Source organism: Hyphomonadaceae bacterium ML37, from assembly GCA_027627685.1.
GTDB lineage: Bacteria > Pseudomonadota > Alphaproteobacteria > Caulobacterales > Maricaulaceae > Oceanicaulis.
On sequence record CP091241.1, the window covers coordinates 2,587,781 to 2,600,068 of the forward strand.

The following is a 12,288-nucleotide window of genomic DNA, read 5'->3' on the forward strand; positions in this document are numbered from 1 at the left end:
GATGACAGGCTTTGCCATAAAATGCCATCAAGGCGCCGACCCCGCAAGGGCTCGCCCCTGCGCCACCCGCGTGGCAAACTCATCGCCGGACAGGATATGGACAGGGGAGCGCGTCATGGCGGTGATCGGTGTGGGCGGGGTGTTTGTCAAAAGCGCCGATCCGGCGGCGACGCGCGCCTGGTATCAGGACGTGCTGGGCATGAGCCTCAATGAGTATGGCGAGTTCGACTTCCGCCACCGGCGCAGCGCCGACACATTCGAGGACGGCGCCCGCACGATCTTCGCCCGCTTTGACGCGGCCAGCCCCTATTTCGACCCCTCGCCCCACCCCATCATGATCAATCTGATGGTGGATGATCTCGACGCCATCCTGGCGCGCCTCGCCGACCGCGGCGTGCCGCTGGTCGCCGAGCCGGAAACCTACCCCTATGGCCGCTTCGCCTGGATCATGGACCCGGACGGGGTCAAGCTGGAGCTGTGGGAATCGGTCAGGGCGTGAGGGGCCTAAAGCCCCAACTCCCCCCACATCGCGTCGACCTTATCGATAATCTCCTGTTCCATGAACAGCTTCTCGCCCCATTCGCGGTTGGTTTCGCCGTCCCATTTATTGGTGGCGTCGAGGCCGATCTTGGAGCCGAGGCCGGAGACAGGGGAGGCGAAGTCGAGATAGTCGATGGGGGTGTGTTCGATGATGGTGCAGTCGCGCGCCGGGTCCATGCGGGTGGACATGGCCCACATCACGTCCTTCCAGTCGCGCGCATTGATGTCGTCGTCCACGACGATCACCCATTTGGTGTACATGAACTGGCGCAAATAGGACCACGCGCCCAGCATCACGCGCTTGGCGTGGCCGGGATAGGCCTTCTTCATGGAGATCACGGCGATGCGGTAGCTGCAGCCTTCGGGCGGCAGCCAGAAATCGATGATCTCTGGAAATTGCTGACGGATGAGGGGGATGAACACCTCGTTGAGCGCCTCGCCCAGTACGCTCGGCTCATCGGGCGGGCGGCCGGTGAAGGTGGTCAGATAGATGGGATCGCGGCGCATGGTGATGGCGCTGATCTGGAAGACCGGGAAGCGCTCCACCGAGTTGTAATAGCCGGTATGGTCGCCATAGGGTCCCTCCGGCCCGTCCTCGTCGAGCAGGACATGGCCCTCGATGACGATCTCGGCTTCAGCGGGCACTTTCAGCGGCACGGTCTTGCACGCCACCAGCTCGGCCTTGCGGCCGCGCAGGAGGCCGGCGAACTGGTATTCGCTCAAGGTGTCCGGCACGGGCGTCACGGCGGCCAGGATCGTGCCGGGATCGGCGCCCAGCACGGCGGCTGCCGGCAAGGGATCGGGCCGCGCGCCCTTCCAGCGCTGATAGTGCTGCGCCCCGCCGCGATGCTTGAGCCAGCGCATCAGCGTGCGGTCCTTGGAGAGCTTCTGCATGCGGTAAATGCCGAGATTGAAATCGTCCTGCTTGTCGTCTGACGGGCCTTTCGTGACCACAAGCGGCCAGGTGATGAGCGGCGCCGGCTCGCCCGGCCAACAGCCCTGAATGGGCAGGCGGTCCAGATCGATATCCTTGCCGGTCAGGACAATCTCCTGACACGGCGCTTTTTTCACGGTGCTGGGCCGCATGGCCATCACGGTCTTGGCCAGCGGGAGCAGCTCCATGGCGTCGCGGAAGCCGCGCGGCGGTTCGGGCTGGCGCAGGAAGGCGAGAAGCTCGCCCACCTCGCGCAGATCGGCGGCCGTCTTGCGCGGCTCGCCGCCCATGGTCACGGCGCGCGCCACCCGGCCCACCGTGCCGAACAGATTGACCAGCGCCGGCATTTCGCTGGGGCGGCCATCTTCATGGACAGGATTTTCGAACAATACCGCCGGACCGCCCTTGGCCAGCAGGCGGGTCTGGATCTCGGTCATTTCCAGATGGGTGGAGACAGGCTTTGAAACGCGCTTGAGATCGCCCTCGGCTTCGAGCAGCGCCATGAACTCGCGTAAGGATTTGTAGGCCATGCCGCCTCCGCCTTGTGCCATTTGCGGCACAATAGGTGGCGCGGCGTGCGCGCGCGTCCAGAAATTTCAGTGCGGCGAATGCGCCCGGCGTCGGCGGCGTCAGCCCAGAAGCCCCGCTCGCTTCAATGACGCCCGGCGTGCGGGCGCGACATAGAGCGTGTTGAGCTCGCCCGGCAGGCCCAGATCCAGGCCCTGTCCGGTCCAGGCGGCGCGCGTCCAGCCCAGCTCACCGGTCAGGAAGTCATCGGCTGCCGCGTTGTTCTCCAGCATCACCAGCGGCGTGCAGCGCTCCAGCGTCTTGCGGGCGCCGGCCAGCACCGAGCGCTCGAAGCCCTGCACGTCGAGCTTGATGAAGCCGGGATTGAGATCGAGATCGTCAAGCGGAAAGGCGCGCGCCTCGAAGGCGATGATTTTCAGCTGTGCCGGGTCAAACCCCGCGACGGTGTCAGCGTTGAGCCAGCTGGCGCATTCTGCGGCGTCGAACGAGGCGAGCCCGTCATAGACAAAGCCGCGATAGACCGGGATGTGCAGGGTGTGGGTTTCGTCGCGCTCGCCCAGCCCGCAGGCATAGACCGCCAGCGCCCCGTCGCGCGCGAACAGCCGGCTGAGATTGGCGGCCAGATGCGCGTTGGGCTCAAAGGCGTGGATCAGCGCGTCAGGATGACACAGGCGTATGGCGTCGATGGACTGGCCGCGATTGGCGCCCACATCGATGAACACCTCGCCCGCTTCCGGCGCCCAGCGGCTCAAAAGCGCGAAATCCGCCTCGAAAGGCTGGCGCAGGGCGCGGCGCATCAGGCGCTGGGCGTTCGCCTTGGCTTCCAGCAGCGCCGGAAACCGGCTTTGAAGCGCGCGGATGTGAGCGGATACATGCATGACGGGGCCTCCATGGTGGAGGCGGGCGCTGCAAGCCCGGGGCCAGATTGAAAGGCGCTGCCTGTCAGGCGAGAAAGAGGATGTCGGCTTCGGCCTCGCTGGCGAGCCAGGCGTCGGCCTCGCGCTCGCAGATGAACACCGCCGTCTCGTGGCCGATCTCCATCAGGCCGCGCCGCCAGAAGCGCGCATATATGCTGTCCAGCCGTCCGGCGAGAATGGCGACCTTGCACGGCGCCATGCCCTGACCGCACTGCACCGCGCGCTCATACAGCGCTTCAGGGGCGCCGGAATAGGTCGCCTGGGTGATGTCAAACAGAATTTGGCTGGTGGGGTCGGCGTTCTGCACCGCGAGAAAGGCCCCTGTGGACGCCCGCGCCTGCGCGTCGCAGCGTTCGCCATACACCTCGATGCGAATCAGACCGTCCCGGGGGCGGGAAATGACATGGCGGCGCGGCATAGCTGGCATGCTTCCATCGGCTCACTGAGCGCGTACATTGCATGCATACAGTAAACAAAACCCTGTGCGGGTGAATTACTCGCGCCGCAGCAGTTTTTCCGTCAGCAGCGAGCCCCACCAGCTGGCCATGAAGCCGTCATGGCAAGCCTGGCGGTCATATTCGGTGCGCACCCAGGTCAGGAAATCGATGGGCTCGCGCGCATTGCGCTGGCGGTAAAGATCGAAGAAATGGTCCAGCATGCCGGTCTTGCCCTGGCGGACATGGCCGTATTTCAGCGAAAGCTGCTCCACCGCCTCTTCAAATGGCGCCTTTTCGTGGAGCAGCTTGTAGAACACCGCGACGATTCCCGCCCGGTCCGCGCCGGACTTGCAGTGCATGAAGGCGGGGTACTCGATCGTGCCGAACACCTCGATCAAGCGCTCGATGCGCTCCACGAACGGCGCCTCGCGCGATCCCCAGGGCAGGTCGATGACGGTGAGGCCCAGCTGGCGCGCGGCGTGATGCTCCAGATCGTAATAGGGCCGGCCCGGCTGGGTCCCGCGCAGATTGAGGATGGTGCGAAAGCCCATGTCTTTGAGCTCGGCCAGGCGCTGCGGGCTGGGCTGGTTGCCGCGCCACATGTCCCCGCCAACCCGGTGCATATTGCGCCAGCGCTGGCGCAGGACGCCGTGATCGCTCCACATCAGGGCGCGCATGGCGCGGCGGTACGCCGCCGGATTGTCGAGATCATTCCCCATGACGCCTCCCCCTAGCCGCTGATCCTGCGCGCGGCAATGCGCCTGAGCGCTTGACGAAGCGGCTGCGGCCAGCGATCCAGCGTGCGCGATGGCGAAATCGATCCTCTCTTACGGCCCGGTCATATGGGCGCTGGGCGGCCTGATCGGCGGACATATGGCCCTGATCAAGCGCTTTACGCGCTGGGACATGCGCGGGCGCGAGCATATCGCGCCCATCTGGGAGAGCGGCGAAGGCCTGGTCCTGTGCGGCTGGCACGGGCGCAATCTGTTCATGGAATCCACCTGGCCTGCGGATCGCCAGCCCCCGGCCATCCTGATCTCCAAATCACGCGAGGGCGATGTGGTGGCGCGCGCCGCCAGCCTCAATGGCGTGGCGCTGATCCGCGGCTCCACCCAGAACGACGCCAAGAAGCACAAGGACAAGGGCGGCGCTGCGGCCTTCCGCGACATGGTGCGCTGGGTGCGCGGCGGCGGCTGCATGGCGATTACGCCGGACGGGCCGCGCGGGCCGCGCCAGCGCGTCTCGCCCGGCGCCATCAAGCTCGCCCAGATTACCGGCGCACCGCTGGTCCCGGTCAGCTGGTCGACGCGCTGGGGCTTCCGGCTGAATTCCTGGGACCGGTTTCACGTGCCCCTGCCCTTCGGGCGGGGCGTGATTATCTGGGGCGAGCCGGTGCGCCTGCCCGATAACCCCACGCCGGACGACATCGAAGCCGCCCGCGCGCTGGTGGAGGCCCGGCTTAATGACGGCATGGCCGCCGCCGATATCGCCTGCGGCCATGCGCCCATCTTCCCGGATCCGGCGCCGTGACCGCCCTGCGACGCACGCCCGCGCTGCAGGCCTATGCCGGCGCAGCGCAGCTGCTGGGTCCGGTGGCGGGATTCGTGCTCGAGCGCCGGGCGTCCGCCGGCAAGGAAGACCGGGCACGCCTGAGCGAGCGGCGCGGGATCGCCAGCCTGCCCCGGCCTGAGGGCGCTCTGGTCTGGCTGCATGCCGCCAGCGTGGGCGAAAGCCTGGTGGCGCTGAGCCTGGCTGAAGCCTTGACGGCCGCGCGCAGCGCTCTGTCAATCCTGATCACCTCGGGCACGGTGACCTCCGCGCATCTGATCGCCCGGCGCGCGCCGGAGCGGGTGATGCATCAGTATGTTCCGGTGGACCGCCCGTCCTGGGCGGCGCGCTTCATCGCCCATTGGCATCCCGACGCAGGCGTGTTTCTGGAAAGCGAGCTGTGGCCCAACCTGATCTCTGCGGCGGTGCAGGCGGGGGTTCCGCTGGCGCTGGCCAATGCGCGCATGAATGACGCCTCGATCCGCAGCTGGGGCCGGTTTTCCGGCGCGTTCCGCGCGCTGGCCTCTTCGTTTGACTGGATCGGCGCCGCGGACGCGCGCACGGCGCAAGGCCTCAAGCGCCTGACCGGCAAAGCGCCCTCCCTGACAGCCAATCTGAAGCTGGAAGCCGCGCAACCCGATCCCGACCCGCAAACGCTGGCGCAAGTGCGCGCGGCGCTGACAGGCCGCCCCGTCTTCACCGCCGCCAGCACCCATGCCGGGGAAGAGGCGATCCTGGCCAGAGCTCACGCCGGCATTCTGAAAACCCGGCCCGATGCGCTGATGATCCTGGCGCCGCGCCACCCGGCGCGCGCGGACGAGGCGGGCGAGGCGTTGCGTGCACAGGGCCTCGCCTATGTGCGCCGGTCCGATGGCGGCGCCCCGGATGCCGGCACGCCGGTCTGGCTCGCCGATACGCTGGGCGAGATGGGCTTGTGGTACGCCGTCAGCCCCGCAGCGGTGATTGGCGGCAGCTTCATCGACGCCATTGGCGGCCACAACCCGGTGGAGGCGACGCGCGCCGGTTCAGCCGCGATCACCGGGCCATATGCCGCCAGCTTTGCCGATGTCTACGCCGCCTACCGCGCCCACGACGCCGTGCTGACCGCGGCGAACGCTGACGAGATCGCTGACGCGGTGCTCGCCATCTGGGACGGGCGCGGGCCGGATGCGCAGGCAGGCACGCGCGCCATCGCCTCCCTGCCCGGCGGTGCGCTGGCGCAGACCAGCGCGGCGATCCTCAATCTCCTGCCCCGGGAGGCTCTCTCATGAGACCGCCGCCCTTCTGGGACCCCAATGGCGCGCGCAGCTCCGGCGCGATCACCCGCGCTTTGCTGTCGCCGCTGGGCTGGGCCTATGCGGCTATCGGCGCCAGACGGATTGCGACAACCACTCCCGCCCCGGCGCCGGTTCCGGTGATCTGCGTGGGCAATCTGACGCTGGGCGGCACGGGGAAGACGCCGGTGACGCTGGCGGTGATGGAGGCGGCGCGCGCGCTGGGCCTGACGCCGGCGGCGCTAACGCGGGGCTGGGGCGGGCGGCTGGCCGGGCCAGTTCAGGTCGACGCCGCGGTCCATGGCGTGCGCGAAGTGGGCGACGAGCCGCTCCTGCTGGCGCGCGAGGGCCTGACCATTGTGGACCGCACGCGGGTGGCGGGCGCGGGACTGGCGGCAACGCTGGGAGCGCAGATCATCGTGATGGATGACGGCCATCAGAACCCGCGCCTGGAAAAAACCCTGTCCCTCGTAGTGGTGGATGGTGTCAGCGGCTGGGGACCGGGGCAGATCTTTCCCGCCGGGCCGCTTCGCGAACCTGTGAGCGCGGGTCTGGCGCGCGCGGACGCCGTGGTGGTCATGGGCCCGGATGAACGCTTCGAGCCCGATCTGGAGGCGCTGGAACTCGCCGAGCTCGACAAGCCGGTGCTGCGCGCCTGGCTGGAGCCGGTCGCTGCACCGCCCGAAGGTCCGCTGCTGGCGTTCGCGGGGATTGGCCGGCCGCAGAAATTCTTTGACGCACTGGTCCAGTGGGGCGGCGATCTGCGCGACACCGCCAGCTTCCCCGATCATCACGTGTTCAGCCGGGCCGATCTGCATCGTCTGGCCGATCTGGCTGCGGCGCTGGAGGCCCAGCTGATCACCACGGAGAAGGACTGGGTGCGCCTGCCCGGCGATTTGGCGGGCGGGATTCACGCCTGGCCGGTGCGCGCGCGCTTCGCCGAACCGGCGCGCCTGTCGGCCCTGGTCGAGCAGGCGATGGACGTTTGGGGCGCCCGGCGCTAGAGCGAGTTCATGACCGGCTTTCTCTCCACTTTTTCGCGCCGTCTGGAGCGCCTGGCCTGGGACGGCTATTCCGCCGGCTTCCGGGCGATGGGGCTGGAGCGCGCCAGCGATGCGGGCGCCAAGCTGGCGCGCCGGGTCGGGCCGCGCACCGGCGTGCATCACATCGCTCGGGTGAATATGCGATTGGCCTTCCCGCAGGCTCATGAGCGCGAGCTGGACGCGCTGCTGGACGCGATGTGGGACAATCTGGGCCGGACGCTGGGCGAAGTGGCCAATATGGACCGCATCGACCTCAACCCCGGCGGCCAGCATCTGGAGGTGGAGAACCTGGAGGCGCTGGACGCCATCAACGCCTCGGGCCGGGCTGTGGTGTTCGTCGGCGGGCATTTCGCCAACTGGGAAATGCAGCCCGCCTTCATCGGCCATTACATGAAAAATTGCGGCATCGCCTACCGGGCGGTGAACAACCCGCTGGTGGAAGACCGCATCCGCGCCATGCGCACGGCCTATGGCGTGAACTTCTTCGCCCCCAAGGGGCCGTCCGGCGCGCGGGTGATCATGGGTGCGCTCAAGGACGGCGCCTCCATCGCCATGCTGACCGACCAGAAGATGAATGACGGCATCGCCGCGCCCTTCCTGGGCCGGCAGGGCATGACGGCATCGGCGCCCGCGCGCATGGCGCTGCGCTATGGGCTGGATATCGTGCCGATGTCGCTGCGCCGGCTGGACGGCGTGCGCTTCCGCATCACCGTGCATGATCCGCTCGAAAAGCCGCAAGGCCAGGGCGCGGCGGCGGTGCTGGAGGCGACCACGCGCATCAACGCGTTTCTGGAAGCCCAGATCCACGCTGCGCCGTCACAATGGTTCTGGGTGCATCGCCGGTTTGAGAAGGCGCTTTACCGCACCACTGACACGTCCAGCGCCAGCAGCGCCTCGGGATCGATCTGACGATTGCGCCAGCGTACGCGCCAGTCGAGATGCGGACCGGTAACGCGGCCTGTGGCCCCGACCGTGCCGATCACCTGACCGCGCTCCACCACATCGCCGACGTCCACATCGACCGTGTCGAGATGCATGAACACGCCGGTAAAGCCCTGGCCGTGATCGATGAAGATCAGCCCGCCTTCCCAGTACATGTCAGGATCGGCCAGCGTCACCACCCCGGCTGCCGGCGACACGACCGGCGTGCCCGTGGGCGCGGCGATGTCGAGCCCGAAATGGGGCCGGCGCGGCTCGCCATTGAGCACGCGCTGTGAGCCGTAGACGCCGGTGATGCGTCCCGTGACCGGCCATTCAAACCCGTCCAGAAAGCCCCGGCCTTCCCAGCGCGAGGTATAGGCCGCGCCCTTGGCCCGGTTCTCGCGCGCCAGACGCGCCTGAAACTCGGGATCGGGCGGCGGCGTCACCATGGCGGGCGGCAGGCCATCAATACGCTGGATTTCGTATTCGCGGGCCGCCACATCGACACGGCTTTCCCACAGGCCGCCATCATGGCGCACGCGGAACACAGCCTCGGGTGGCGCATCGCGGTGATGGCCCATGACAATCCAGCCTTCGGCGTCGGCGCGCTCGGTGAGATCGCCCAGCGTCACCTGCGCGCCCGGCGCGGTGCGGCAGACCAATATCGCGCCCTGGCGGTGTTCACCGGCGCATGTGATGGGGGTTTCAGCCTCCGGGCTGGCGGCCATGAGAGTGAGGGCCAGTATTGCGATCATGATCCCGCCTCCGGTTGCGGCGCCCCGGCGGGGCCGCCATTGAGCTGCAGCCACCGCGCCGTGGCGGCGCTGGCGTCGGCATAGGCTTCCTGATGCTCCGCGCTCCAGTAGCGCAGATCATTGAGCGAAATCCGGGCGCCCGTCACCGCGCAGGTGACATAGGCGCCGGGCTTCATGATGAGGAAATCGGCGTCGCCATACTCAAGATGGGCTTCGCCGCTGAAGTCCTTGTCAAACTGGGTCATGGGCGCTCCGGTCATGGGAGCTTGCATATCATGGGCTGTACGCGCTGAGAAAGACCGGGCGCAGACGCCTTGACCGACTCACCGCGCGCCACGAGGCTTTGGGCCATGACCCGCATCCGCCGCCTGTCGCCTGAAACCGTCAACCGGATCGCCGCGGGCGAAGTCGTCGAGCGTCCGGCCTCGGCGGTGAAAGAGCTGGCGGAAAACGCGCTGGACGCCGGCGCCAACCGTATCGATGTGCGCATCGAAGCGGGGGGCCTCAGCCTCATCCTGGTCGAGGATGACGGCGAAGGCATGGATGCGGACATGCTGGCCGTCGCCATCGAGCGTCACGCCACCTCCAAACTGCCCGTGGGCGCGGACGGGGCGGATGATCTTCTGAACATCCATTCCATGGGCTTTCGCGGCGAGGCCCTGCCCTCCATCGGCTCGGTGGCGCGCCTTACGCTGGTGAGCCAGGCCCGCGGCTCGAATGAAGCGTTCGAGCTGTATGTGGAAGGCGGGCGCACTGGCGATGTCAAACCGGCGGCGCCGCTCGGCCGCTCCGGCACGCGCGTCAGCGTGCGCGACCTGTTCTACGCCACGCCGGCGCGGCTGAAATTCCTCAAGAGCGAGCGCGCCGAGACCAGCGCGGTCATCGACATGATCAAGCGCCTGGCGCTGGCGCGGCCCGATGTGGCGTTTTCGGTCCATGCCGACGGCCGCGCCCGCCTGTCGGTGCCGGCCGAGACCCATGACGATCCGGCGCAGGCGCGAAAGGCGCGCCTGTCAGCGGTGCTGGGCGCGGATTTTGGCGAGAACGCGCTGGCGCTGGACCAGACCCGCGAGGGCGTGCGCCTGACCGGGTTTGCGTCCCTGCCCACCTATAATCGCGGCACCAACCAGCATCAGCACCTGTTTGTGAACGGGCGCCCGGTGAAGGACCGGCTGATCGTCGGCGCGGTGCGCGGCGCCTATCAGGATTTCCTCGCCCGCGACCGCCATCCGGTGGCAGCGCTCTATGTGGACGTGCCGGCCGATCAGGTGGACGTGAACGTCCATCCGGCCAAGGCGGAGGTGCGGTTTCGCGATGCCGGTCTGGTGCGCGGCCTGATCGTGGGCGCGCTGCGCCATGCGCTGGCGGGCGCCGGCCATCGCGCCTCCACCACGGTGGCGGGTTTTGCGCTGGGCCGCGCCCGGCCCGAAGGCGCGCCGGCGCCCTCCTTGCCGCTGAGCCGGTCCGGCTGGGCCAACCGCCCCTCCCCCGCCTGGGAGGCGTCGCTGGCGGAGAATGCGCAAGAGCCGTTTGATGCGGGCGTCGCGTACGCCGGGCCCGGCATGGGCGAAAGCGCGCGTCCCGCCTTTGAGGGCGCATCGGCCGCGCCGGGCGAGACCGGCTGGCCGCTGGGCGCGGCGCGCGCGCAGGTGCACACCACCTATGTGATCGCCGAGACTGCGGACGGTCTGGTGATCGTTGATCAGCACGCCGCCCATGAGCGCCTGGTTTATGAGCGCATGAAGCGCCAGCTGGCCGAGACCGGGGTGGCGCGCCAGAGCCTGCTGGTGCCTGAAATCGTCGAGCTGGACGAGGCCGAGGCCCGCCGCGTGCTTGAGCGGGCAGACGAGCTGGCCGAGCTGGGTCTGGTGGTGGAGCCGTTTGGAGCGGGCGCCATCGCCGTGCGCGAGACGCCCGCCCTTCTCAAGCGCCTGGACGTGCAGGGCCTGATCCGCGATCTGGCCGATGAGCTCGCCGAATATGACGAGGCGCTGTCGCTCAAAGAAAAGCTGGAAGAGGTGGTGGGCACCATGGCCTGCCACGGCTCGGTGCGGGCGGGACGCCGGCTGGGCGTGGAGGAGATGAACGCCCTCCTGCGCGAGATGGAGGCCACGCCCCATTCGGGCCAGTGCAACCATGGCCGGCCCACTTATGTGGAGCTGAAGCTCGCCGATATCGAACGCCTGTTCGGGCGGCGGTGAGGCCTGCCCCGGCGCGTTAGCGGAGCCTAAAGGGTTGATGAGTATAAACCCTTAGGCCCGGCTCATGCCGCCTCCACAGGATTGCCTCCCATGTCTGACGACAAGCTGCCCTGGTTCGGCCTGCTCCTGCTCGCCCCGCTGATCGCTCTGGTCATCGTGGGCGCGTCGGCGCTGTCGGTGTTCAGCGGGACCGGCGCGCGCATTGCGTCGGCCGAAGCGGTGGGCGAGTTCGCCGCGCGGTCGGCGGTGGCGCTGGATGATCTGCAGCGTGAGCGCGCCAACGCAACCAGCTGGCTGATCTCCGGCTCGGACGCGTCGCGCCAGATGTATGAATCCAACTGGGAAAACTTTGAGGGCACGACCGAAAACCTGTTCGCGTTGTTTGAAGAGGGAAGCGTGCACGCCGCCGCCTTCCGGCCCGAGACCCGCGATGCACTGCGCCTGTCGCTGACCGATATCCAGGCGATCCGGCCTGCCGTGCTGGCGCGCAGCGTCTCGGTGGAAGACTCGCTGGCCGCCTATACCGGCGCGCTCAATCACTTCATCGATGTGATGGCGCTGGAATTGAGCCTGGCCACCGGAGAAGAGGCGCGCTTCACGGGCGCCTTCGTCGCCCTGTGCCGCTTCCATGACCGCTATTCCGAGGAGCTGGGGGCGGGCCTGTTCGCCTATGCCGCCGGAGAGATCAGCCGGTCATCCCATGGCGTGCTGTTGCAGGCGATGGGCGCGCAGAACAGCCATCTGGCTGCATTCCATTCCCTCGCGGACACGCGCTGGGACTGGGAGCTGCAAAGCGTGATCGCCCGGGCCGCGCCCGGCACGCTGGCCGAAGCGCGCGGTCATCTGATCGCGGCGGGCTATGGCGCGCCGCTGGACGAGACGCACCGCGCCTGGTGGCGGGAGACGCGGCTGCCGATCTATTTCGAGCTGTCCACCTTGCGCAATCGCTTCGCCCAGGAGGGCGTGCGCGAAGTGCTGGGCGAAGCCCAGGCGCGCCGCGACGCGGCGGTGCGCACCGCGGTCTTTCAATTGCTGTTGATCATGCTGGCGACGCTCCTCTCGGGCTACGCGGCCAGCCGGATGACGCGCCCGCGCCCTGAGGCGGACATTGCTGCGCCGTCACACGCTGACAAAGACGCGGACGCCATGGGCGAGCTGGATGACGGCTACGCGTTGCGCGCCTGAGGCGG

General features: G+C 68.2%; 13 protein-coding genes. 7 read left to right on the plus strand and 6 right to left on the minus strand.

Annotation, left to right across the window (positions count from 1 at the left end):
• The first annotated feature begins 115 nt into the window (after positions 1 to 115).
• Complete coding sequence (locus L2D01_12760) at positions 116 to 499, plus strand: VOC family protein (GenBank protein WBQ09750.1); 384 nt, start codon at positions 116 to 118, stop codon at positions 497 to 499.
• Between the two features lie 5 nt (positions 500 to 504).
• Here L2D01_12760 and L2D01_12765 read toward each other — a convergent pair whose 3' ends face one another.
• The 4 genes from L2D01_12765 to L2D01_12780 all read right to left on the minus strand — a co-directional run bounded on the left by L2D01_12765 (position 505) and on the right by L2D01_12780 (position 4,075).
• Complete coding sequence (locus L2D01_12765; protein ID WBQ09751.1) at positions 505 to 2,004, minus strand: UbiD family decarboxylase; 1,500 nt, start codon at positions 2,002 to 2,004, stop codon at positions 505 to 507.
• A 99-nt stretch (positions 2,005 to 2,103) separates the two neighbouring features.
• Positions 2,104 to 2,880, minus strand: coding sequence for an FkbM family methyltransferase (locus tag L2D01_12770; protein ID WBQ09752.1), 777 nt, complete (start codon positions 2,878 to 2,880; stop codon positions 2,104 to 2,106).
• A gap of 64 nt (positions 2,881 to 2,944) precedes the next feature.
• Complete coding sequence (locus L2D01_12775; protein ID WBQ09753.1) at positions 2,945 to 3,346, minus strand: hypothetical protein; 402 nt, start codon at positions 3,344 to 3,346, stop codon at positions 2,945 to 2,947.
• A 66-nt stretch (positions 3,347 to 3,412) separates the two neighbouring features.
• Positions 3,413 to 4,075, minus strand: a complete 663-nt coding sequence (locus L2D01_12780; protein WBQ09754.1) for a sulfur transferase domain-containing protein — start codon at positions 4,073 to 4,075, stop codon at positions 3,413 to 3,415.
• Between the two features lie 88 nt (positions 4,076 to 4,163).
• Here L2D01_12780 and L2D01_12785 point away from each other — a divergent pair, with 88 nt between their 5' ends.
• The 4 genes from L2D01_12785 to L2D01_12800 are packed head-to-tail and all read left to right on the plus strand — an operon-like array spanning position 4,164 to position 8,130.
• Positions 4,164 to 4,886, plus strand: a complete 723-nt coding sequence (locus L2D01_12785) for a lysophospholipid acyltransferase family protein (protein WBQ09755.1) — start codon at positions 4,164 to 4,166, stop codon at positions 4,884 to 4,886.
• Positions 4,883 to 6,175, plus strand: coding sequence for a 3-deoxy-D-manno-octulosonic acid transferase (locus tag L2D01_12790; GenBank protein WBQ09756.1), 1,293 nt, complete (start codon positions 4,883 to 4,885; stop codon positions 6,173 to 6,175). Before L2D01_12785 ends, L2D01_12790 begins: the two co-directional genes overlap by 4 nt.
• On the plus strand, positions 6,172 to 7,182 hold the full coding sequence (gene lpxK / locus L2D01_12795; GenBank protein WBQ09757.1) for a tetraacyldisaccharide 4'-kinase: 1,011 nt from the start codon (positions 6,172 to 6,174) through the stop codon (positions 7,180 to 7,182). The genes L2D01_12790 and lpxK overlap by 4 nt, the downstream gene beginning before the upstream one ends.
• 9 nt (positions 7,183 to 7,191) lie before the next feature.
• Positions 7,192 to 8,130 (plus strand): lysophospholipid acyltransferase family protein, encoded by a 939-nt coding sequence (locus tag L2D01_12800; protein WBQ09758.1) that lies wholly within the window; start codon positions 7,192 to 7,194, stop codon positions 8,128 to 8,130.
• Here L2D01_12800 and L2D01_12805 read toward each other — a convergent pair.
• Positions 8,079 to 8,897: a M23 family metallopeptidase gene (locus tag L2D01_12805; protein WBQ09759.1), complete on the minus strand. Its 819-nt coding sequence runs from the start codon at positions 8,895 to 8,897 to the stop codon at positions 8,079 to 8,081. The two genes, L2D01_12800 and L2D01_12805, sit on opposite strands and share 52 nt — an antisense overlap.
• Entirely contained in the window at positions 8,894 to 9,142 is a 249-nt protein-coding gene (locus tag L2D01_12810) for a DUF2093 domain-containing protein (protein WBQ09760.1), read from the minus strand. The genes L2D01_12805 and L2D01_12810 overlap by 4 nt, the downstream gene beginning before the upstream one ends.
• A gap of 105 nt (positions 9,143 to 9,247) precedes the next feature.
• Between L2D01_12810 and mutL the strand changes: the two genes are divergently transcribed.
• The gene (gene mutL / locus L2D01_12815; protein ID WBQ09761.1) at positions 9,248 to 11,098 is read left to right on the plus strand and encodes a DNA mismatch repair endonuclease MutL; all 1,851 of its coding nucleotides are present in this window, start codon (positions 9,248 to 9,250) and stop codon (positions 11,096 to 11,098) included.
• Between the two features lie 90 nt (positions 11,099 to 11,188).
• On the plus strand, positions 11,189 to 12,283 hold the full coding sequence (locus L2D01_12820) for a nitrate- and nitrite sensing domain-containing protein (GenBank protein ID WBQ09762.1): 1,095 nt from the start codon (positions 11,189 to 11,191) through the stop codon (positions 12,281 to 12,283).
• Positions 12,284 to 12,288 lie beyond the last annotated feature (5 nt).

Excerpts from the sequence above, each read along its gene's own strand:
- L2D01_12760 (WBQ09750.1), top strand. The coding sequence starts at position 116 with ATGGCGGTGATCGGTGTGGGCGGGGTGTTTGTCAAAAGCGCCGATCCG.
- L2D01_12765 (WBQ09751.1), bottom strand. The coding sequence starts at position 2,004 with ATGGCCTACAAATCCTTACGCGAGTTCATGGCGCTGCTCGAAGCCGAG.
- L2D01_12770 (WBQ09752.1), bottom strand. The coding sequence starts at position 2,880 with ATGCATGTATCCGCTCACATCCGCGCGCTTCAAAGCCGGTTTCCGGCG.
- L2D01_12775 (WBQ09753.1), bottom strand. The coding sequence starts at position 3,346 with ATGCCAGCTATGCCGCGCCGCCATGTCATTTCCCGCCCCCGGGACGGT.
- L2D01_12780 (WBQ09754.1), bottom strand. The coding sequence starts at position 4,075 with ATGGGGAATGATCTCGACAATCCGGCGGCGTACCGCCGCGCCATGCGC.
- L2D01_12785 (WBQ09755.1), top strand. The coding sequence starts at position 4,164 with ATGGCGAAATCGATCCTCTCTTACGGCCCGGTCATATGGGCGCTGGGC.
- lpxK (WBQ09757.1), top strand. The coding sequence starts at position 6,172 with ATGAGACCGCCGCCCTTCTGGGACCCCAATGGCGCGCGCAGCTCCGGC.
- L2D01_12800 (WBQ09758.1), top strand. The coding sequence starts at position 7,192 with ATGACCGGCTTTCTCTCCACTTTTTCGCGCCGTCTGGAGCGCCTGGCC.
- L2D01_12805 (WBQ09759.1), bottom strand. The coding sequence starts at position 8,897 with ATGATCGCAATACTGGCCCTCACTCTCATGGCCGCCAGCCCGGAGGCT.
- L2D01_12810 (WBQ09760.1), bottom strand. The coding sequence starts at position 9,142 with ATGACCCAGTTTGACAAGGACTTCAGCGGCGAAGCCCATCTTGAGTAT.
- mutL (WBQ09761.1), top strand. The coding sequence starts at position 9,248 with ATGACCCGCATCCGCCGCCTGTCGCCTGAAACCGTCAACCGGATCGCC.
- L2D01_12820 (WBQ09762.1), top strand. The coding sequence starts at position 11,189 with ATGTCTGACGACAAGCTGCCCTGGTTCGGCCTGCTCCTGCTCGCCCCG.